This window comes from Actinomycetospora sp. NBRC 106375 (assembly GCF_030269665.1).
Taxonomy (GTDB): Bacteria; Actinomycetota; Actinomycetes; order Mycobacteriales; family Pseudonocardiaceae; genus Actinomycetospora.
The window spans coordinates 1-20,549 of sequence record NZ_BSTS01000023.1 but is presented as its reverse complement, the minus strand read 5'-3'; the positions used below and the strand labels follow the sequence as shown (position 1 = coordinate 20,549).

Genomic DNA, 20,549 nt, shown 5'->3' with positions numbered 1-20,549 from the left:
CAGGAAAGCCGCCACGATCACACAGCGACGGGCAGGCTCTGGTAGCTCCGCAGCAGCAGCGAACGCCGCCGCACCGCCCCGTCCTCCCGGTGCAGCCCCGGCATCCGCGCCGCCAGCGCCGTCAGCGCGACGCGTCCCTCGAGCCGGGCCAGCGGCGCGCCGAGGCAGTAGTGGATGCCGCCGGAGAACGCCAAGTGCTCGCCCTTGGTCGGGCGGTCGAGGTCGAACACGTCCGGGTCGGTGTGCACCGCCGGATCGCGTCCGGCCGCGCCGAGCATCGCCATGACGACGGTGTCCGGGGCGACGTCGCGGTCGCCGATCCGCGTGGTCTCGTGCGGGGTCCGCGCGGTGAACTGGATGGGCGCGTCGAACCGCAGGGTCTCCTCGACGGCGTCGCCGCTGCGCGCGGGATCGGCGGCCAGCTGCGCCCAGGGCCCACGGGCGTCGGTCATCGCCGCGACCGCGTTCGACAGCAGCGTGCTCGTCGTCTCGAAACCGGCCAGCAGCAACAGCGCGGCGAGACTGACGACCTCGTCGGTGTCGGCGTCCTGAGCGGCGAGGTGGCTGATGAGGTCGTCGGCGGGATCGTGGCGGCGCTTCTCGAGCAGGGCGCCCATCAGCCCGCGCAGCTCGACCACCGCGGACTCGAGCCGGCGCAGCGCGCGCAGCGACCGCACCCCGCCCAGCCCGGCGGCGACCGCCCGCCCCCATCGCGCGAACGCGGCCGCGTCGTCGTCCGGGACACCCAGGATCTCCGCGATCACCGCGACCGGCAGGGGCGTCGCGACGTCGGCGACGAGGTCGAAGCGCTCTCGCCGCGCCGCCTCGTCGGCCAGCCGCGCGGCGAGCGCAGTCACCAGCGGCTCGTAGGCGTTCACCCGCGCCGGCGTGAACCACGTGCCGACCAGCCGCCGCAGCCGCGTGTGCTCCGGTGGATCCATACCGAGGAACGACAGGTCGACGGGCTCGAGCAGCGGATCCCGCCCGCCCTCGACGGATCCGCCCAGCGAGCCGCCGGACCGCGTCCGGACCAGGAAGCGCCGGTCGCGGACGAGGTCGCGGCACAGCGCGTGGGTGGCGACGACGAGGACGCCGCTGCGGCTCGCGTAGGGCTGCGTGGCGTCCCGGAGACGACGCTGGACAGGCGTGGGGTCGTCGATCCAGGGCCGGTAGAGCAGGCGCAGCACGGGGTCGCCGGCCAGCGCCATCGCCAGCCCGCCGGTGCGCATCACGGCCAGCCGCGCGCCGAGCGTGACGTCGCGGCGCAGGTCCATGACGCGATCCTGGCGCGCGTCGGGTCCCCGAGGAAGCCCGCGTGGTCGTGGTGGATCTCCTGACGCTGAACGTCAGCAGGGACGCCGGGCTGACAACAGCCGACCGGACCTCAGGCGCCCCTACCGGCGTGTCGCGACACCGAGGATGTGGCGATCCTGGCGTCAGACGCCAGGAAAGCCGCATTGCTCGAACACCGTCATCGCAGTGAATGGCGGCCCTCTTCGTCGCGGCGGGTGCGGCCGTGTTTCGCCAGGTACTCCAGGAGCGGGACGGCGACGCGGCGGGTGGTGCCGAGCGCCTGGCGCGCTTCGGAGAGCGTGAACGGCGAGGGCAGGTCGGCGAGGCGGGCAAGAGCGACGTCCGCGGCGTCGGGCGCGAGGTAGATCCCGTCGCCGACCTTCAGCAGCGCCCCGGCCTTCACGGCCGCGCCGAGCTCGCGGGTCCGCAGCCCCAGCTCGGCGAGCCGCCCGGCCTCGGGCGCGGCGAACGGTGCCTCGGCGAGGTCGGAGCGCACGGTTGCCACCGCCGCGCGCACGGCGTCGGGCAGACCGCCGGCGTCACGCGGACGCACGCGCCCCCCGGCCGCGATCAGCGACGACGCGCCGGGCTCGGCGAGCACGAGGTCGAGCAGCCGGGGCTCGGGCAGGTCGAGGGCCTGCGCGGCGGCCTTCGCGGGCAGGCCGGCGTCGAGCGGCTGCTCCTCGGTGTGCCGGGCGACGGCCGCCACGAGCCGATCGGCCAGCGACGACAACCACGAGGCGTCCACCAACCAGCCGCCCGCCGCGGGCACGTCCGCGGGGACGGAGGCCCCGAGCGCCACGAGGTCGTCACGGCGCATCAGCCGCCGGCGCGCCAGCTCGTCACGCGCGTCCGGGACGCCCGCGGTCGCCGCCAGCTCCCCGGCCCGGGCGCGGGCGGCCCCGCGCCGCCGCAGGGCGGGCGGCCGCACGTCGAGCACGGTCACCCCGCCGAGCACCCGGTGCGCGCCGGGGTCGCGCAGCAGCGCGTGGTCGCCGGGTCGCAGTGGCAACGGCTCCCGCAACGTCAGTCGGACGGTCCGCGTGGCCCCCGGCTCGAGGGACAACGGCCGCACCCGCGCGGCCACCGCCGCCGAGCCGACGTGGAGCATCACCTGCCGCGGGAGATCGACGGCGGTCGAGGCCCCCCGGGGCGGACCGACCCGCACGTCGACGACGTCGCTGCGCAGCCATCGCCCGGGGGTGGTCAGGGCGTCGCCGCGGCCGACCTCGTCGAGCCCGACGCCCCGCAGGTTCAGCGCCACGCGCGCCACGGCCCGGACCGGGTCGACGGTCTCGCCGAGGGCCTGGATCCCGCGGACGGTGACCGAGCGCGAGCCCAGCGCCAGCTCGTCGCCCACCCGGACGGTGCCGGCCCCGAGCGTCCCCGTGACGACGGTGCCCGCCCCCCGCACTGTGAACGCGCGGTCGACCCACAGGCGCACGTCCGCGTCGACGTCCGGCGCGGGCAGCCCGCCGACCAGGGACGACAGCGCAGCACGCAGATCCGGCAGACCGATCCCGGACGCCCCCGACACGCACACCGCCGGCAACCGCCCCAGCGACGACTCCGCGAGGTGCTCCAGCGCCTCGTCCCGCGCCAGCTCCGGGTCGGCGAGGTCGCTGCGCGTCACGACAAGCAGCCCGTCGCGCACCCCGAGCGCGTCCAGGGCGTCGAGGTGCTCGGTCGACTGCGGCATCCACCCCGAGTCCGCCGCGACCACGAACATCGTCGCCGGCACGGGCCCGACCCCGGCGAGCATCTGCGTCACGAACCGCTCGTGGCCCGGGACGTCGACGAAGGCGACGGGCTCGTCGTCACCGGGCAACGTCGTCCACGCGAACCCGAGGTCGATCGTCATGCCCCGCCGCCGCTCCTCGGCCCAGCGGTCGGGCTCCATCCCGGTGAGCGCGCGGACCAGCGTCGACTTCCCGTGGTCGACGTGCCCGGCGGTCGCGACGACCCTCACCCGAGCGCCGCCCGCGCCGCCGCCGCCAGCCGCGCGTCCTCCGACGGCGGCACCGAGCGCAGGTCGAGCACGCAGCGGCCCTGCTCGACATGGGCGACGACGGGGTCGGCGCCGTCCCGCAGACGGACGGCGAGATCGACCGGCAGCGCGACGCCGGCGCTCGCCAGTTCCACACCGGGCGCGCCACCCCCGCCGACCTGGGCCACGCACTCGACGACGGTGGCCGGTGTGCCGATCTGTTCCGCCAGCTCCGTGGCCCGCGTGTGCAGGGACTCCACCGACGCCTCGAGCAGGGCCCGCACCGGCGGCGTCGGCCCGCGCAGCGTCGCCTCGAGGGCGGCCAGGGTCAGCTTGTCGACGCGCAGCGCCCGCGCCAGCGGGTGGCGGCGCAGCCGGTGCACGAGGTCGGCGTCACCGAGCAGGAGGCCGGCCTGCGGACCCCCGAGCAGCTTGTCGCCCGACGCCGTCACGAGCGACGCCCCCGCGCGCAGCTCGGTCGCCGCGTCCGGCTCGTCGGGCAGGAGCGGGTGCGGCGCGAGCAGGCCGGACCCGATGTCGGACACGACGGGCACGCCGAGATCGCTCAGCGCGGACACCGGCACCGATGACGTGAACCCCGTGACCACGAAGTTCGACGGGTGGACCTTGAGGATCATCCCGGTCTCCGGGCCAACCGCGTCCTCGTAGTCCGACCGGTGCACCCGGTTCGTGGTCCCGACCTCGCGCAGCCGCGCGCCGGTCGACTCCAGCAGGTCGGGCAGCCGGAACCCGTCACCGATCTCGACCATCTCGCCGCGTGCGATGACGATCTCGCGGCCCCCTCGAACGGTCGAGCTCCGCTCCCCTATCGGCGTGCTCCCCTGACTGTCTCCCCCCGCCAGCGCCGTCGCCGCCAGGATCAGCGCCGCGGCGCCGTTGTTGGTGACGTGCACGCCGCCCGCGTCGGGGACGGCCGCCGCCAGCGCCGCCATCGTCCCCGCCCCGCGACGGCCCCGGCCGCCGGTGGCCAGGTCCAGCTCGACGTCCGTCGTGCCCGCGGCGAGGTCCAGCGCGTCCCGCGCGGCGGGCGACAGCGGCGCGCGCCCCAGGTTCGTGTGCAGCAGCACGCCGGTGGCGTTGACGACCGGGCGCAGCGACGCGGCGGTCGGCGGCATGGCCGCGACGACCTCGTCGGCGACCGCCTCGGGCGCGATCTCCCCGGCCCGCGCCCGCTCCTGCGTGGCGACGACGACCTCCTTGACCCGGGCGCGCCCGAGCGTCGCCAGCGCCGGGCCCAGCCGCGCGTCGGCCAGCACCGTGTCGGTCCGCGGGACGCGCCGCCGGTGATCGTCGTCCACCGGCCCATTGTGCGCGCTACAGGCCGACAGCCAGCGCCACCACCGACGTCAGCACCCCGATCCCGACGACGGCTCCCGTGACCGCCACCAGCAGCCGGCGGGGAAAGGCGCGGCGGACCATCAGCAGCGACGGCAGGCTCACCGCCGGCAGGGTGATCAGCAGGGCGGCCGCGAGCGGGCCGGACACGCCGACGGCCAGCAGCGCCGCCACGACGGCGATCTCGGCGCCCGTCGGGATCGGTAGCAGCGTCCCGGCCACGGCCAGCAGCAGGACGCCCAGCACGAGCCCGGTGCCCGTGAGCCACGGGGCCGCGACCGGGAACAGCACACCGCGGAACGCCCCGAGCGCCACGACGAGCAGCAGGTACTCGGGCAGCAACCGGACCGACAGCCCGCCCAGCGCGGCCAGGAAGCGCACGACCAGGGGTCGCTCGTCGGGAACGGCGTCCCCGACGACGGGCTCCTCGACGACGGAGCCCGTGGGCGACCGGGAAGCCCACCGGCGGCCCAGCACCACCGCCGCCGCGACGACCGCGACACCGGCCACCGCCCGCAGCAGCGTCCACTCCCACGGCAGCACGAACGCGCAGAACACGAGCACGACCGGGTTCAGCGCCGGGTTCCCGAGCCAGTAGGCGAGCGTCGCGGTCAGGTCCGCCGCGCGACGGCGCAGCCCGACGGCGATCGGCGCCGCGCAGCAGGTGCACATCAGGGACGGCAGCGCCAGCGCGCCCCCGCGCACCCCGCCGCTCACGCCCCGGCCGAGCACCCGGCGCAGCCACGCCGAGGGCAGGACCGTCTGCACCGCCGCGGCCAGGACGAGCGCGACGACGAGCGCCGGCCAGATCGCGAGGAAGTAGGTCCCCGCGAACCGCAGGCCGGCCGACAGCGACACCCCGGGCGGCGCGGACGCACCGCCGGTGAGGATCGACGAGCCGAGCGAGTGGGAGCCCGCCACGGACGGCACCTTCACCCAGTACGGCGCCCACTTCGCCCACAGCAGGCCGGCGACGACGAGCGCCCCGAACCCGACCGCCACCGCCCACGCCGGCGGACCGGCCCGCCGCGCACCGATCGCTCCGTCCGTCACGATCGCCGATCGTCACACGCCGACCGCACCTCCGCCCGGCCGTATGTGAGCAGTTGGCGCCCTCATGGGGGCGCCAACTGCTCACGTACGAGCGAGGTCAGGCGAAGGTCCGGTCCGGGGGCGTCGTGGCGGTCTCGGTCGAGGCCTGCCGCTGCCGGATGCGCTCCCGCTGCGGCACGACGATGTGCGCCGGGTCGTTCGCCGACGCGATGCCGGCGTCGAACACCCCGAACCGCGTCAGCGCCGAGCCGGCCATGAGCGCCAGCCCCGACAGGGCCGCCGACCAGCGCCGGCGCCGCCCCACCAGCGCGCCCAGCGCGCCGGCCACGAGACACGTCTTCGACGCCCGCATCAGCGTCTTCGCGCGACCCTTGCAGTAGACGTCGGCGAGCATCCCCAGGTCGCGCTGCATCTTCTCGTCGATCGCGAGCTCCGTCGCGGCGCCTGCGATCGCGAGCCGCGCGGCCGGCTCGTTGTCGCGCACCGACGAGAACACCAGCCCGAACCCGCCGCCGGCCGCGGCCGCGCTCGACCCGAACAGGATCGGCAGGTGCCGGTGCGCCTCGTGCCAGGTCGGCACCGCGGTGTTGGAGAACAGTACGGCCGTGTAGGTGGCGAGCGCGGGCCCGACGACGGCGGCCGCGACGCCGGTGACGTCGCCCGTCCGCCGGAACCACCCCGTCACCTCGGTCGCGGCGGTCGCCGCGGCGAACGTCGCGAAGGGGGAGAGGATCCACGTCCCCACCGAGAGCGGTGACGTCGGCTTGAACACCCGCAGCATGTGCAGGAAGCGCCGCGGGCGGTGCAGGTCGTGGACGAGGAACACCGTCCCGCCCACCGCGCCGGCCGCCGCGCCGAGACGCCCCGCGCGCCGCAGCGTGGGGCGTCCGGTCGCCCGGGCCATGGCCGCGAGCACCGACGACGACCCCGCGAGCCCACCCAGGAAGAGGTAGAGCGGCACGTCGGGGTTCTTCCACACCGGCGCCTTGATGATCGGTCGGCCGTAGTACGAGCGGAACTCGGCCTCGGGGACCTGCAGCTCCTCGCGGTTCCCCCCGCGACCCCGGCCGCGGAACCGCTCCGGCATCTCCGCCGGGTTCGCGTCCGTCACCGCCGACCTCCTGTGAAGAACGCCGCCACCGCGGCCGCGCCGAGCCCGAGCGCGGTCAGTGCCGCGTTGCGCCACATCTCCGGCAGGTCGCGGGTGGTGACGATCGGGTCCGGCGGCAGGCCGTAGACCTCCGGCTCGTCGAGCAGCAGGAAGAACGCCCCGTCGCCGCCGACACCGTCGTCGGGGTCGCGCCCGTAGAGCCGGGCCTCCTCGACGCCGCGGCCGTGGAGCTCCGCCAGCCGGGCGTCCGCGGCCGCCTGGAGCTCGTCCAGGTCGCCGAACTGGATGGAGTTGGTCGGGCACGCCTTCGCGCACGCCGGCTCGAGGCCCTCGCCGAGCCGGTCGTAGCAGAGCGTGCACTTGTGGGCGCCGCCGTCGGACTCCCGCACGTCGATCACGCCGTACGGGCAGGACGGCACGCAGTAGCCGCACCCGTTGCAGATGTCGTCCTGCACGACGACCGTGCCGAACTCGGTCCGGAAGAGCGCCCCGGTCGGGCAGACGTCCAGGCACCCGGCGTGGGTGCAGTGCTTGCAGACGTCCGACGACATCAGCCAGCGCACGTCGCGCTCGTCGTCCGGGGTCTGCTGGCCGTGCGCGCCGGTGTCCGGGAGCAACGCGAGAAGGTCGACCGTGCCACCGTCGGGAGGGGCCGAAGCGGCGTCCCGCGGGAGGGAGCCGCCCAGCGCCGGGAGGCCGCTCGGCATGTGCCCCGTCGTCGCCGTCCCGTGCGGGCGGACGTCCTCGATGAACGCGACGTGCCGCCACGTCGAGGCGCCCAGGTCACCGGTGTTGTCGTAGGACATCCCGGTGAGGCGGTAGAGGTCGGAGGCGTCGGTGCCGTCGTCGGGCACCAGGTTCCACTCCTTGCACGCCACCTCGCAGGCCTTGCAGCCGATGCAGACCGACGTGTCGGTGAAGAAGCCGACCCGCTTCGGGTGCTCGGCCGACCACCCGGCGTCGGCCGACGGATCCGGCAACGGGCCCGACAGCGACGAGGCGGCGCCGGAGAACGCATCGAAGAGCGTCACTAGGTGATCCCTCCCGGCTCCACGCCGGCCTTCCGTCGGTAGGACTCGACGAACTCCAGCAGCGCCGGTCCGCGAGGACGCCGCCCGGGCTGGATGTCGCAGGTCGCCACCTTCGACTCCTGGATGTGCACGTTGGGGTCCATGACGACGCCGAGCAGGTCGTTCGCCGGGTCGCCGACCGACAGCCCGTTCGAGCCCCAGTGGTACGGCAGCCCGATCTGGTGGATGCGCTGATCGCCGATCCGCAGCGGCTTCATCCGCTCGGTGACGAGCACGCGGGCCTCGATCGCGGTCCGGGCCGAGATCAGCGTGGCGTACCCGAGGTGCTCGAGGTTCCGCTCACGGGCCAGCGCGGGGGAGACCTCGCAGAAGAACTCCGGCTGCAGCTCCGAGAGGTAGCCGAGGAACCGGCTCATGCCGCCCGCGGTGTGGTGCTCGGTGAGCCGGTAGGTGAGGAAGACGTAGGGATAGGTCTCCGACATCGCCGGGTTGAGCCGGTTCCACGCCCGGTCGATGTCCTCGCGGGCCGGGTTGTCCTGCTGGTCGTGCAGCAGGTTCGCCACCGGCGACTCGACCGGCTCGTAGTGCGTGGGCATCGGCCCGTCCGCGAGACCCGTCGGCGCGTAGAGCCACGCCTTGCCGTTCGCCTGCATGATGAACGCGTCGGTGCCCGACAGCGCGTCCTCGACCGTCGCGCCCTCCGGCGGACGGTACGACGGCGCCTTGGTGGCCTCGAAGTCCGGGATGTCGTGCCCGGTCCACGATCCCGACTCCTCGTCCCACCACACGTACGCCTTGCGCTCGCTCCACGGCTTCCCGTCGGCGTCGGCCGAGGCACGGTTGTAGAGCGTGCGGCGGTTCGCCGGCCACGCCCAGCCCCACTCGGGCGCGACCCACGTCTGCTCGGCGCCGGGCGTGCGACGGTCGGCCTGGTTGACGCCGTCCTTGAAGACCCCGGTGTAGATCCAGCAGCCGCCCGAGGTCGTCCCGTCGGCCTTCATCTGCGTGTAGCTCGCCAGGTGGTTCCCGTCGGCGTCAAAGCCGTTGATCTCGGCCAGCACCGACTGCGGGTCCGGCTCCTCGTGCACCCCGAACGTCGGGTAGTCCCACGTCAGGTCCAGCAGAGGCCGGTCACGATCGTCCGTCGACCCGGCCAGCTTCTCCCGGATCTTCTTCCCGAGGTGGAAGTAGAAGTGCAGCTCCGAGCGCGCGTCACCCGGCGGGTGCACCGCCTCGCGCCGCCACTGCAGCAGCCGCTGGGTGTTGGTGAACGTCCCCGACTTCTCGGTGTGGTTCGCGCACGGCAGGAAGAAGACCTCGGTGCCGATGTCCTCGGTGCGCAGCTCCCCGGTCTCGATCTCGGGGCCGTCCTTCCAGAACGACGCCGACTCGATCATCTGCATGTCCCGGACGACGAGCCAGTCGAGGTTCGCCATCCCGAGCCGCTGCATCTTGCCGTTGGCGTGCCCGACCGCCGGGTTCTCCCCGACGAGGAAGTAGCCGAAGGTCTTGCGGTCGATCTGGTCGCGCACGATGCCGTACGTGCCGTGGTTGCCGGTCAGGCGCGGCAGGTAGTCGAACGCGAAGTCGTTCTCCGGGGTCGCCGCGTCGCCCCACCACGCCTTGAGCAGGCTGACGAGGTAGGCGTCCATGTGACCCCAGAAGCCGGTCTTGGCCGCGTCCGCGTCGAGGAAGCTCTGCAGATCCTCGTGCAGGTGCGCGTTCGGCATGGGGATGTAGCCCGGCAGCAGGTCGTAGAGCGTCGGGATGTCCGTCGAGCCCTGGATCGAGGCGTGCCCGCGCAGCGCGAGGATGCCCCCGCCGGGACGGCCCATGTTGCCCAGCAGCGTCTGCAGGATCGACGCCGCGCGGATGTACTGCGCGCCGACGGTGTGGTGGGTCCAGCCCACGGAGTACACCCACGCCGTGGTCCGCTCGCGCCCGGAGTTCTCGGTGATGGCGCGCGCCACCGCCAGGAACTGCTCGACACCCATGCCGCACACGCGGGAGACGGCCTCCGGCGTGTAGCGCGCGTAGTGCCGCTTGAGCACCTGGTAGACGCAGCGCGGGTGCTGCAGGGTGTCGTCGCGCTCGGGGTCCGACGGTGCGTAGGCCTGGTCACCGACGCCGCCCGCGGTGTCCGAGGTGAACGCGGCGTGCTCCTCGCGGAGCTCGGGCTCCCAGTGGTCGCGCTGGCCCGCCGCCGGCGCCTCGTACGCGCCGTCCATCTGCCACGAGATCGGGTCGTAGCGGCCGGTCTCGGCGTTGTAGCCCGAGAAGACGCCCTCGACGTCGGCGTCGGCGAAGTCCTCCCCGACGAGCTCGGCCGCGTTCGTGAACGCGGTGACGTACTCACGGAAGTCCTTGCCCTCGGTGAGCACGTAGTTGATCAGCCCGCCGAGGAACGCGATGTCCGCGCCCGCCCGGAACGGCACGTGCAGGTCGGCCACCGCGCTGGTGCGCGTGAACCGCGGGTCGACGTGGATGACCGTCGCGCCGCGGGCCTTGGCCTCCATGACCCACTGGAAGCCCACGGGGTGGGCCTCCGCCATGTTCGAGCCCTCGATGACGATGCAGTCCGAGTGCTGCAGGTCCTGCTGGAAGTTCGAGGCCCCTCCGCGGCCGAAGCTGGTCCCCAGACCGGGGACGGTGGCGCTGTGTCAAATGCGCGCCTGGTTCTCCACCTGGATCGCGCCGAGCGCCATGAACAGCTTCTTGATGAGGTAGTTCTCCTCGTTGTCCAGCGTCGCCCCGCCCAGGCTCGAGAAGCCCAGCGTGCGCCGCAGGACGCGGCCCTGGTCGTCGGTGTCCTGCCATCCGCGACGGCGGGCGTCGAGGACGCGGTCGGCGATCATGTCGAGCGCCGTGTCGAGGTCGAGGTCCTCCCACTCGGTGCCGTACGGACGCCGGTACTTCACGGTCGTCACGCGGGTCGGAGAGGTGACCAGCGACGTCGACGCGGACCCCTTCGGGCACAGGCGGCCGCGGGAGATCGGCGAGTCGGGGTCGCCCTCGATCTGGGTCACGCGCCCGTCGCGCACGTAGATGTTCTGCCCGCAGCCCACCGCGCAGTAGGGGCACACCGACTTGACGACCTCGTCGGCCTCGCGGGTGCGCGGCTCGAGCGCCCGGGTGCGCGGCGACTGCACCGCCGCGCCGCGCCCGAGCGGGTCGGACCCGGTGGCCTGCCGGAACATCGGCCACTCGCCCAGCCAGGTGCGCACACCCATACAGGCATCTCCTCGCTGTGGTCGAGCTGTGGTGGTCTCTGCGGGCACCGCGGCTGGACCCGGGAAGCTGGCGGAGGCGGACGGGAATCGAACCCGCCTGGCCGAGATACCCGGCCACTACGGTGTTGAAGACCGCGGGGGCCACCAGGCACCCTGACGCCTCCGCGGGCGAGCCTAGGCGGGGCCTTGCGGGCACGCAGGGTGGGGCCGTGGGTGGGGTGGCGCCGGTCGGGGAACGGAGTCCTCGTGGGTGATCTCGTCCTCGGCGTCGACGTCGGCACCACCGCCACCAAGGCCGTCGCGTACTCCGCCGACGGGGCCGACCACGGGCACGGCGAGGCGCCCCACCGCCTGGAGGAACCGGAGCCCGGCGCGGCCGTGCAGGACCCCGAGGCGCTGTACGAGGCGGTGGGTGATGCGGTCCGCGACGCCGTCGCAGGCCTCGACCCGGCGCGGGTCGCCGCGATCTCGTTCAGCGCGACGATGCACGGGCTCCTCGCCACCGACGCCAGCGGCGACCCCCTCGGACCGCTGATCACGTGGGCCGACAGCCGCGCGGGCGACGTCGCCCGCGAGCTCCGGCGACGCCGTGACGGTCGGGACGCGCTCGCCCTGCACCGGCGCACCGGCACGCCCGTCCACCCGATGAGCCCGCTGGTCAAGCTGGCCTGGCTGCGCCGCGAGCGCCCGAGCCTGCTGGCGGCCGCGCACACCTGGGGCGGGATCAAGGAGTTCGTGCTCGCGCGGGCGACCGGCGCCCGCGTCACCGACACCTCGTGCGCCTCCGCCACGGGCCTGCTCGACGTCGCGACCGGTATCTGGGACGCCGAGGCGCTCGAGATCGCGGGGATCGACGCCGGACGGCTCGGCGAGCTCGTCGCCCCGACCGCCGTCGTCGGACGGCTCCGTGAGCGCGACTGGGGCCTGCCCGCCGGCGTCCCCGTCGTCGCGGGCGGCGCCGACGGACCGTTGGCCAACCTCGGCGTCGGGGCCGTCCGCCCGGGCGTCGCGGCGTGCTCGATCGGCACCAGCGGCGCCCTGCGCGTCACCGTGGAGCGCCCCGCCGTCGACCCCCGCGGGCGCGTGTTCTGTTACGACCTCGCCGACGGGCGCTGGGTCGTCGGCGGGGCGATCACGAACGGCGGCCTCGTGCTCGACTGGGCGCACGAGACGCTCGGGCGCGACGTCGACACGCTCCTGGCCGCCGCGGCGGACGTGCCGGCGGGTGCCGACGGGCTGCTCGCCCTGCCTCACCTGCTGCCCGAACGCGCCCCCTACTGGGACGCCGGCGGCGCCGGGGCGCTCGTCGGCCTCCACCGCAGGCACGGACCCGGGCACGTCACGCGGGCCCTGCTCGAGGGCGTGTGCCTGCAGCTGCGCCTGGTCCTCGACGCGCTGCGCGAGGCCGGGCTCGCCGTGCACGAGGTCCGGGCCACCGGCGGCTTCGCCCGCAGCGCGCTCTGGCGCCGGCTGCTCACCGACGCCCTCGACCTGCCGGTCGGCTTCCCGGTCGTCGACCAGGGCTCCGCCTTCGGCGCGGCGCTGCTCGGGATGCAGGGCGTCGGCCTGCTCGCGCCGGGGCCGGACGCGCTCGTCGACGCGGCCGAGCGGATCCCGATCGCCGAGACTCTGCTCCCGGGCGGCGACGCCGCCGTCCACGCCGCCCGGCTCCCGGTGTTCGAGCAGGTCCACGACCTGCTCGAGGACGTGGACCTCTAGTCGTCGTCGGCGGCGTCCGCCACCGCTTCCAGCTCCACCAGCGCGTCCTCGAGGTAGCCCAGCAGGTGCTGCAGGTGCGGCACGGCCCGGCGGTCGCCGGTCACGCCGATCTCCATGTCGTCCGCGTAGGACAGCACGGTGATGTTCAGCGCCTGCCCGTCGAGCGGCACCGAGATCGGGTAGATGCCCTCGAGCTTCGCGCCCTCCCAGTACAGGGGGTCCTTCGGCCCGGGCACGTTCGAGATGATCAGGTTGAAGCCCTGGTTCACCGCCGACGAGCCCGGGACCAGCCCCAGCCCGACGGGTGCGGCGACGGCCGCCGAGAGCGCGGCGATCGTCATCGGGTCGCGGCCCTGCAGGTTCTCCTTGGCCGCGAGGCCCGACTGCCGGATCTTCGCGAGCCGCGCGGCGGGGTCGGGCTCGTTCGTGGCCAGGTTGACGAGGATGGCGCCGAGCGCGTTGCCCGAGCCCGCGTCCTCGAGCGCGACGGGCAGCGCGGCCACCAGCGGCTTCTCGGGCAGGCCCTCGTGCGCCTCGAGGTAGCGGCGCAGGGCGCCCGCGCTCATCGCGAGCATCACGTCGTTGACCGTGGTGCCGGTCCGTTCGCGGACCCGCTGGATGCGCTTGAGCGGCCAGGACTCCGCGGCGAACCGCCGGGCCCCCGTGATCGGGACGTTGAGCATGGTGGGCGGCGCCTCGAACGGCAGGGCCAGGTCGTGCTCGACGACGCCGCGGTAGATCGACGACGCGAGCGCCGGCCCCACGTTGAGGGTCTGCCCGACGGTCTCGGCGAGCGTGCCCGCGGTCCGCAGGGCGCCGCCGAGGTACTCCCGCGCCCCGCCGAGGATGCCCGAGGGCGCCGGCGCCTTCTCACCCGCCGGCCGGCTCTCGCGGCCCGGCCGCGGGTCGACCGCCCAGAACGGCGCCATCTCGCGGCGGTCGGGGTCGGTGCTCAGCGCCTTCTCGAGGTGCCGGATGGACCGCACCCCGTCCATCATCGCGTGGTGGATCTTGCCGTAGACGGCGAAGCGGTCGCCCTCCACGCCCTCGATGAGGTGGAACTCCCAGAGCGGCCGGTGCCGGTCGAGCAGGCTGCCGTGCAGCCGCGAGACGAGCTCGAGGAGCTCGCGGATGCGTCCCGGACGCGGGAGCGCGGAGAGCCGCACGTGGTACTCGATGTCGACGTCGTCGTCGGTCGCCCACGCCCACTGGCCCAGCGTCGACAGCCCGCGCGTCGCGCGCCTGCGGAACAGCGGCGCGATCTCGACGTCACCGGAGACGAGGTGGCGGTGCAGGTCGGCGAGGAAGTCCGGGCCCGCGCCCTCGGGTCGGTCGAAGAGCATCAGCGAGCCGACGTGGGTGGGTCGCTCCCGCGACTCCGCCAGCAGGAACATCGCGTCCCGGAACGACATCGTCGCCAATTCGGTCCCCTCCCGACCCTGGCACGCCCTGCCGGACGTGTCCGCCGTCAGTGTGACCTACTCGCCGGTCACTGTCGCGGGGCCGGTGTACCGACGGAGCGCCGCCGTCAGCGCGTCCAGGTCGGCGACCTCGACGCCCCCGCTGCGCCGGACGGCCGCGCCGATCATGAGGTTGTAGCGCAGCCCCTCCTCGCCGCCCTGGCGCAGGTCGTCGCGGTAGGCCAGCACGGGCTTCCCGTGCGCCGCGGCCCACGCGACCTCGACGACCGTCCCGTTGTCGGGCGGCTCCTGGTCGAGGCAGGCGACGACCAGGTCCGCCTCGTGCTCGATGGTGCGCAGGTGACGCTCGCCGAGCGCGAGCCACGTCGCCGCGGGGTCGTGCCCGGCGGCCTCCGGCTGGACGGTCCAGGGGTCGATGACGTCGACGTGCTCCCGCAGGCGCGGCAGCAGCGTCGTCTCGTACCAGGTCCTGGTCGACTCGGCGAAGCCGTACGGGCTGGCGACGTAGGCCCTCACGCGTCTCCTCCCCGGCGGGCGCGCTGCCCGCGGGCGATCTCGGTGCCCAGCGCGTCGAGACGCTGCTCCCAGAACCGCCGGAACGGGCCGAGCCAGTCGTCGACCTCCCGCAGCCCGTCCGCGTCGACGGCGTAGAGCCGCCGCGTGCCCTCGGCGCGCACCGTCGCCAGCCCGTGCTCCCGCAGCACCCGCAGGTGCTGCGAGACGCCCGGCTGCGAGATGCCGAACTCCTCGCGGATCCGCTCGACCACCGCCCCCGACGTCCGCTCCCCGTCGGCGAGCAGCTCGAGGATCCGCCGCCGGACGGGGTCGCCGAGCACGTCCATGGCGTGCACCGCCCGACGGTATCAGCGACGACTGATACAGGAGCCCTACGCGAAGCGCCGCGCGACGCCGAGGTAGTCGACGACGACGCCGCCGTCGTCATAGGTGATGACGCACGAGAAGTCGCCCTCGGACGTGTACGCGAACCGGTGGTCGTCGAGCCGGCGGTAGGTCTGGTCGAGCCGGACGACGGCGAGGTCGAGGGCGCGCACGTAGACCGCCGACGCCGTCGTCATCTCGCCGGTCGGCAGCGGCAGCCGGTGCACCGGCAGCGTGTTGGTGCAGGCGGACGCCTCGACGTCCACGTCGACGAGCCCGTCGAGGTGCGGCGCGGGCGCGCCGTCGACGGTCCAGGTCCCGGCCCCGTCGGAGGCGAGGACGACCTCGCGCGGGCCGTCCAGCGTGTCGTTCCGGACCCGGGCGCCACGCGTCCGCCAGTGCTCGTCGAGCGTGATGTCGTAGCGCACGGCGTAGGGCAGCCCGTCCTCGACGGCGGACGTGTGCCCGCGCAGCCGGCCCGGCGCGGTGTAGAGGACCTCGAAGCCGTCGACACCGTCGACGAACCGCCAGGCCGCGAAGGCGGGGAGCTCGGAGAACACCCGGCGAGCCAACCGCGCTCGGGACGATCCGGACAAGGGCGTCGTCGGCGGACGGTGCGAGGGTGCCCGCGCGACCTCGGGTCGCGGACTTGCTGTTCCGGCAAGAATCCTGGCGGCTCGCCCCCGGCGGGACCACCGTGTGGTCGGAGGTGATCGACGATGACCGACACGGAGGAGACGGACCCCCTCGGGCCGTTCGCGCACGAGGTGGAGGCGGCGGTGTGCCGGCGGGTGCTCGGCGACCGCGCGCACGGGCTCGACGGGCTCGTGGAGGTGTCGGCGTGACCGACGCGTTCGACCAGGGCTCCTGGGAACGGCGCTGGGGGCAGGTGCTCGAGCGCGACGCGGCGGGGGTCTCCCGTCGCCCGCCGAACCCCCGACTGACGGCGGTGGCCGCGGAGCTCGGGGCGGGCCTCGCCCTGGACGCCGGCGCGGGCCACGGCGCCGAGACGCTCTGGCTCGCCGGGCGGGGCTGGCGGGTCACGGCCGTCGACTTCGCGGCCACCGCGCTCGCCCACGCCCGGTCCCGTGCGGAGGGACTCGGGCTGGCCGGACGCGTCACATGGGTCCAGGGCGACCTCGGGGTGTGGACGCCGCCGACGGCTCATTTCGACCTCGTGACCAGCCTGCACGTCCACGTGGCGGGGTCGGTGCCGGACATGGTGGCCCGGCTCGCCACCGGCGTCGCGCCCGGCGGGACGCTGCTGCTCGCCGGCCACCGCCCCGTGGACCCGGCCACCGGCGCCCCGACCCGCGCCGCGGGCCAGACGCAGGTGTCGGTCGACGAGGCGCTGTCGGTGCTCGACCCCGCCCGCTGGGACGTGCTCGTCGCCGAGGACCGTCCGCGCGACACCGCCGACGACGGTGTCGACGCCGTGGTGCAGGCGCGCCGGCGGGCGTGAGGTCAGGCGATGGCGCCGGGATCGTCGGCGGCCTCGGGGAGGACGGCGCCGTCCTCGAGGACGTTCGCGCCGGGGACCTCGGTGAGGAAGACCGCCACGTCCTCCTTGCGGTCGCCGGTGATCTCGCACCAGGCGTCGGCGAGACCGTGCAGCAGCCGGCCGCGCACCTCGGGCGACCGGCCCTCCCGGATCAGCCCCACCATGCGCGGGCCGCTGACCGGCTCGCCGGCCACGAAGATGCTCTCCGCCGGGACCTCGACGAAGGAGCAGTGGACGTAGGCACCGGGTGCGCCCGTGACCTCGGCGTGCACCTTCGTCATCGCCGCGGCCACCTCGGCCTTGTGCCGCAGCGTCGCGCCGCCGGTGGGGACGGTGAACTGGTAGAAGGGCATGCTCGCCTCCGGGACGGGTCGGACTCGAATCGAGTGCGACCGTAACGGGACCGCCGCGAGCCAGCAACCAGCACGGACTCGAAAAGAGTCTTATCCTGCGGCCGTGAAGCACGACGAGTTGGGCGACGTCTACTGCTCGGTGGCGCGCACGTGGTCGGTCATCGGCGAGCGCTGGACGATGATGATCCTGCGCGAGTGCTTCCGCGGGGAGCGGCGCTACGAGCACTTCCGCACGAAGCTGGGCCTGGGCGCCAACGTCCTCAACGACCGGCTCCGCGTGCTCACCGCCGAGGGCGTCCTCGAGCGGGTGCTCTACCAGGACGCCCCGCCGCGTCACGAGTACCGGCTCACGGCGAAGGGCGCCGACCTCTATCCCGTCCTCGTCGCCCTGATGACGTGGGGCGACACCTACGAGAACGACGTCCCGCCGGTCCGCCTCGTCCACCGCGGCTGCGGCCACGCGGCCGCGCCGCGGCTGACCTGCGGGCACTGCGCCGAGCCGTTGACGTGGCGGGAGATGAGCGCGGAGCTCGAGCCGCAGGCCTGGTAGGTCGGCAGATGGCGGTCGCCGGCGGGCCGTCACCGCCCGCGTCCGGTCCGAGTGCCCCCGGCAGGACTCGAACCTGCAACCGTCGGATTAGAAGGCCGATGCGCTATCCGTTGCGCTACGGGGGCTCCGCCCGGGGAGCGTAGCCCGAGCCGACGGGCACGAGACGCGGGCGACCTACCCTGGTGGCGTGGCCACGACGACCCCGCCGCCGGCCGACGTGCCGGAGCCCGCCGCGCCGTCGGCGCGACCGGCCACGACCGGGGCGCTGTTCGCCTCGCAGGTGGCGCCGGTGCTGGCCGTGGCGGCGGTCGTGGCGCTGGCGCTGAGCACGCTGTCGGGCGCCGCGACGTTCGCCCGCCTCGGACTGCCCGACCCCGGGGCGCTGACCGTCTACGCGCTGCCCGTCGTGCGGGCCGCGAGCCAGGCGGCGGCCGCCGTGACCATCGGGTTCCTGCTGTTCGCGGGGTTCTTCACGCCGCCGTCCTCGTCGGGGTCGCTGACCGCCGACGGCTACCGCGCGGTGCGGATCGCGACGTGGGGCGCGGGCGCGTGGTCGGTCGCCGCGCTGCTGATGATCCCGCTCAGCACCGCCGACGCGTACGGACGTCCGGTCGGCGAGATGCTCGACCTGCGCGTGCTCGCCACCGCCGTGCCGGGCATCGAGGCCACGACGGCCTGGGCGCTCACCGCGCTCGTCGCCCTGGTCGTCCTGGGCATCACCCGCGCCGTGCTCGGGTGGGGCGGCACGGTCGTGGGCTGCGGGCTGGCGCTCGTGGGCCTGCTGCCGCTCGCGCTCACCGGTCACTCGGCCGGGGGCAGCGACCACGACGTCGCGACCAACAGCCTGCTGCTGCACGTGCTGGCGGCTGCGGTCTGGGTGGGCGGGCTCGTCGCGGTGGTCACCCACCTCGTGGCCGGGGGCCGGCACCCGGGGCTGGCCGCCCGCCGCTTCTCCGCGGTGGCGCTGGTCTGCTGGATCGTGCTCGCGATCTCGGGCGTGCTGAACACCCTCGTGCGGGTCACCCCGGGCGATCTCGTCACCAGCACGTACGGGGTCCTCATCCTGGTCAAGATCGCGGCCCTGCTCGTCCTGGGCGCTTTCGGACTGTGGCACCGCCGCCGCGCCCTGCCCGCCCTCGACGCGGGGGACTCCCGGGCGCTCGTGCGGTTCGGCGGGCTCGAGGTCCTGCTCATGGCCGCGACGGTCGGCGTCGCCGTCGCCCTCGGTCGCACCCCGCCGCCGGTGGTGCCCCAGCCCGAACCCACCCGCATCGAGGCCCTGCTCGGCTACGCGATCGACGAGCCGTTCACGGCGGGCGCGGTGCTCGGCGCGGCGCGCTTCGACCTCGTCTTCGGCACCCTCGCCCTGGTCCTCGCCGGGCTCTACCTGGCGGGGGTGCGACGCCTGCGGACCCGCGGGGACGCGTGGCCGCCGGGGCGGACGACGGCGTGGCTCCTCGGCTGCCTCGCGCTGCTGGTCGCGACGTCCTCGGGAATCGGCCGGTACGCGCCGACGATGTTCAGCGTCCACATGGCCCAGCACATGACGCTGAACATGCTGGTCCCGATCCTGCTCGTCCTCGGCGCGCCCATCACGCTCGTCCTGCGTGCCCTGCCCCCGGCCGGCGCCGGCGCGCCACCCGGACCGCGGGAGTGGGTGCTGGCCGCCGTCCACTCGCCCCTCGCGCGGTTCCTCACACAGCCGCTCGTCGCCCTGGCGCTGTTCGTCGGCAGCTTCTACGTCCTGTACTTCTCGGGGCTCTTCGACGTCGCGCTCGAGTCGCACTGGGCGCACATCGCGATGAACGTCCACTTCCTGCTCGTCGGCCTGCTCTTCTTCTGGCCGATCGTGGGGGTCGATCCGAGCCCGCGGCAGCTCCCGTACATCGGACGGCTCGGCCTGCTCTTCGTCGCCGTGCCCCTTCACGCCTTCTTCGGCATCGCCGTCATGAGCTCCGACACGGTGATCGGCTCCGGCTTCTACCAACAGCTCGAGATGCCGTGGGTCGACCGCCTCGCCGACCAGACCGCGGGCGGCGGCCTCGCGTGGGCCACCGGTGAGGTCCCGATGCTGCTGGTGCTGATCGCGCTGCTCGTGCAGTGGTCACGGGCCGACGAGCGCGCCGCGCGCCAGGGCGACCGTCGCGCCGACCGCGACGGCGACCGCGAGCTCGCCGAGTACAACGCGATGCTGCGCTCGCTCGCCGCCACGGGACGCCCGGCCGCGGTCGCCGACGAGCCGCCCGCCCAGACGGGCGGGGCTGCGGCCACCGAAGGGCCCGCTGACCTGGAGCAACGCCGCGGCTGACCCCGGGTGGCGGACGCACTCCGTGCCGGCGCGTACAGTAGATCGGCACCCGGGGAACGGACGCCGACGCGGCCGGCCGGGAGCCGACCGGGGCCGCGAGCCCCGGGTACAGTCGAAGAACAGCGATCCACCGCACCGTCGCCGGTGCGGAAGGGATCGCACCCGCCCGAGACGGGCCGGGCCGACCGGGACCCCCGGTCACGGGCCGGAAGACGATCGGGTACAGTGGTCATCACCGCGAGGAACTGGGCCGGAAACGGTCGGGTAGATGCGCGTGTGGTTGTCCTTTGAGAACTCAACAGTGTGCCGATGTTTGGTGTGTTTGTCCTCGTCGGCGCTGCGTGCCCTTGTGTGGGTGTGTGGTGTCGTGGGGTTTCTTTGAGTGGCGCCTCCTTTTGTTTGCCAGTGGGAGGGGGCGTGTTTTTGCTGGGACTGTTTGTTCCAATGTTTTTTGTTGGAGAGTTTGATCCTGGCTCAGGACGAACGCTGGCGGCGTGCTTAACACATGCAAGTCGAGCGGTAAGGCCCTTCGGGGTACACGAGCGGCGAACGGGTGAGTAACACGTGGGTGACCTGCCCTCCACTTCGGGATAAGCCTGGGAAACTGGGTCTAATACCGGATAGGACCTACTGGTGCATGCCGGTGGGTGGAAAGTTTTTCGGTGGGGGATGGGCCCGCGGTCTATCAGCTTGTTGGTGGGGTGATGGCCTACCAAGGCGACGACGGATAGCCGGCCTGAGAGGGTGATCGGCCACA

17 protein-coding genes, 2 tRNA genes and 1 rRNA gene are annotated in these 20,549 nt (G+C 74.2%); 6 read left to right on the top strand and 14 right to left on the bottom strand.

The features are described 5' to 3' along the window. Window positions 1-17: 17 nt before the first annotated feature. From QSK03_RS28050 to QSK03_RS28015, 8 genes are all read right to left on the bottom strand, one after another. Window positions 18-1,274 carry a cytochrome P450 gene (locus QSK03_RS28050; protein WP_285658877.1) on the bottom strand — a complete coding sequence of 419 codons (1,257 nt, stop codon included), beginning with the start codon at window positions 1,272-1,274 and terminating at the stop codon, window positions 18-20. A gap of 197 nt (window positions 1,275-1,471) precedes the next feature. After that, complete coding sequence (gene selB, locus QSK03_RS28045) at window positions 1,472-3,262, bottom strand: selenocysteine-specific translation elongation factor (RefSeq protein WP_285658876.1); 1,791 nt, start codon at window positions 3,260-3,262, stop codon at window positions 1,472-1,474. Continuing rightward, window positions 3,259-4,599 (bottom strand): L-seryl-tRNA(Sec) selenium transferase, encoded by a 1,341-nt coding sequence (gene selA, locus QSK03_RS28040; RefSeq protein WP_285658875.1) that lies wholly within the window; start codon window positions 4,597-4,599, stop codon window positions 3,259-3,261. The genes selB and selA overlap by 4 nt, the downstream gene beginning before the upstream one ends. 16 nt (window positions 4,600-4,615) lie before the next feature. Then, entirely contained in the window at window positions 4,616-5,689 is a 1,074-nt protein-coding gene (locus QSK03_RS28035; protein WP_285658874.1) for a permease, read from the bottom strand. 97 nt (window positions 5,690-5,786) lie between these two features. Further along, the gene (gene nrfD / locus QSK03_RS28030; RefSeq protein ID WP_285658873.1) at window positions 5,787-6,800 is read right to left on the bottom strand and encodes an NrfD/PsrC family molybdoenzyme membrane anchor subunit; all 1,014 of its coding nucleotides are present in this window, start codon (window positions 6,798-6,800) and stop codon (window positions 5,787-5,789) included. After that, on the bottom strand, window positions 6,797-7,831 hold the full coding sequence (locus QSK03_RS28025) for a 4Fe-4S dicluster domain-containing protein (protein ID WP_285658872.1): 1,035 nt from the start codon (window positions 7,829-7,831) through the stop codon (window positions 6,797-6,799). The genes nrfD and QSK03_RS28025 overlap by 4 nt, the downstream gene beginning before the upstream one ends. Next, entirely contained in the window at window positions 7,831-11,061 is a 3,231-nt protein-coding gene (gene fdh / locus QSK03_RS28020; protein WP_285658871.1) for a formate dehydrogenase, read from the bottom strand. The genes QSK03_RS28025 and fdh overlap by 1 nt, the downstream gene beginning before the upstream one ends. A gap of 68 nt (window positions 11,062-11,129) precedes the next feature. Next, a tRNA-Sec gene (locus QSK03_RS28015) sits at window positions 11,130-11,225 on the bottom strand. Between the two features lie 82 nt (window positions 11,226-11,307). Here QSK03_RS28015 and QSK03_RS28010 point away from each other — a divergent pair. Next, window positions 11,308-12,780 carry a gluconokinase gene (locus QSK03_RS28010; protein ID WP_285658870.1) on the top strand — a complete coding sequence of 491 codons (1,473 nt, stop codon included), beginning with the start codon at window positions 11,308-11,310 and terminating at the stop codon, window positions 12,778-12,780. On the opposite strand, the gene QSK03_RS28005 is transcribed toward QSK03_RS28010, so the two are convergent. The 4 genes from QSK03_RS28005 to QSK03_RS27990 are packed head-to-tail and all read right to left on the bottom strand — an operon-like array spanning window position 12,777 to window position 15,640. After that, window positions 12,777-14,201 (bottom strand): WS/DGAT/MGAT family O-acyltransferase, encoded by a 1,425-nt coding sequence (locus tag QSK03_RS28005; RefSeq protein ID WP_502872230.1) that lies wholly within the window; start codon window positions 14,199-14,201, stop codon window positions 12,777-12,779. The two genes, QSK03_RS28010 and QSK03_RS28005, sit on opposite strands and share 4 nt — an antisense overlap. 57 nt (window positions 14,202-14,258) lie before the next feature. Then, window positions 14,259-14,717 (bottom strand): nucleoside 2-deoxyribosyltransferase, encoded by a 459-nt coding sequence (locus tag QSK03_RS28000; protein WP_285658868.1) that lies wholly within the window; start codon window positions 14,715-14,717, stop codon window positions 14,259-14,261. Continuing rightward, entirely contained in the window at window positions 14,714-15,052 is a 339-nt protein-coding gene (locus QSK03_RS27995; protein WP_285658867.1) for an ArsR/SmtB family transcription factor, read from the bottom strand. Before QSK03_RS27995 ends, QSK03_RS28000 begins: the two co-directional genes overlap by 4 nt. A gap of 36 nt (window positions 15,053-15,088) precedes the next feature. After that, on the bottom strand, window positions 15,089-15,640 hold the full coding sequence (locus QSK03_RS27990) for a putative glycolipid-binding domain-containing protein (protein ID WP_285658866.1): 552 nt from the start codon (window positions 15,638-15,640) through the stop codon (window positions 15,089-15,091). A 159-nt stretch (window positions 15,641-15,799) separates the two neighbouring features. On the opposite strand from QSK03_RS27990, the gene QSK03_RS27985 reads away from it, so the two are divergent. Next, the gene (locus QSK03_RS27985) at window positions 15,800-15,925 is read left to right on the top strand and encodes a hypothetical protein (RefSeq protein ID WP_285658865.1); all 126 of its coding nucleotides are present in this window, start codon (window positions 15,800-15,802) and stop codon (window positions 15,923-15,925) included. Continuing rightward, window positions 15,922-16,542 carry a class I SAM-dependent methyltransferase gene (locus QSK03_RS27980; protein WP_285658864.1) on the top strand — a complete coding sequence of 207 codons (621 nt, stop codon included), beginning with the start codon at window positions 15,922-15,924 and terminating at the stop codon, window positions 16,540-16,542. The genes QSK03_RS27985 and QSK03_RS27980 overlap by 4 nt, the downstream gene beginning before the upstream one ends. A 2-nt stretch (window positions 16,543-16,544) precedes the next feature. Here the strand turns inward: QSK03_RS27980 and QSK03_RS27975 are convergent, their stop codons facing one another. Continuing rightward, window positions 16,545-16,934, bottom strand: a complete 390-nt coding sequence (locus QSK03_RS27975; RefSeq protein ID WP_285658863.1) for a tautomerase family protein — start codon at window positions 16,932-16,934, stop codon at window positions 16,545-16,547. A 103-nt stretch (window positions 16,935-17,037) separates the two neighbouring features. Here QSK03_RS27975 and QSK03_RS27970 point away from each other — a divergent pair, with 103 nt between their 5' ends. Next, window positions 17,038-17,484, top strand: coding sequence for a winged helix-turn-helix transcriptional regulator (locus QSK03_RS27970; protein WP_285658862.1), 447 nt, complete (start codon window positions 17,038-17,040; stop codon window positions 17,482-17,484). 52 nt (window positions 17,485-17,536) lie between these two features. Here the strand turns inward: QSK03_RS27970 and QSK03_RS27965 are convergent. Continuing rightward, window positions 17,537-17,609: transfer RNA gene (locus tag QSK03_RS27965), tRNA-Arg, on the bottom strand. Between the two features lie 62 nt (window positions 17,610-17,671). Here QSK03_RS27965 and QSK03_RS27960 point away from each other — a divergent pair. Both QSK03_RS27960 and QSK03_RS27955 read left to right on the top strand, forming a co-directional pair. Then, a complete protein-coding gene (locus QSK03_RS27960; protein ID WP_285658861.1) occupies window positions 17,672-19,792 on the top strand; it encodes a bifunctional copper resistance protein CopD/cytochrome c oxidase assembly protein in 2,121 nt (706 codons plus the stop codon). A 451-nt stretch (window positions 19,793-20,243) separates the two neighbouring features. Further along, window positions 20,244-20,549: ribosomal RNA gene (locus QSK03_RS27955) — 16S ribosomal RNA — on the top strand; the annotation flags it as partial.

Bases quoted from the DNA above. Each gene is read 5' to 3' on its own strand.
- QSK03_RS28050 (WP_285658877.1), bottom strand. From the start codon at position 1,274: ATGGACCTGCGCCGCGACGTCACGCTCGGCGCGCGGCTGGCCGTGATG.
- QSK03_RS27985 (WP_285658865.1), top strand. From the start codon at position 15,800: ATGACCGACACGGAGGAGACGGACCCCCTCGGGCCGTTCGCGCACGAG.
- QSK03_RS27975 (WP_285658863.1), bottom strand. From the start codon at position 16,934: ATGCCCTTCTACCAGTTCACCGTCCCCACCGGCGGCGCGACGCTGCGG.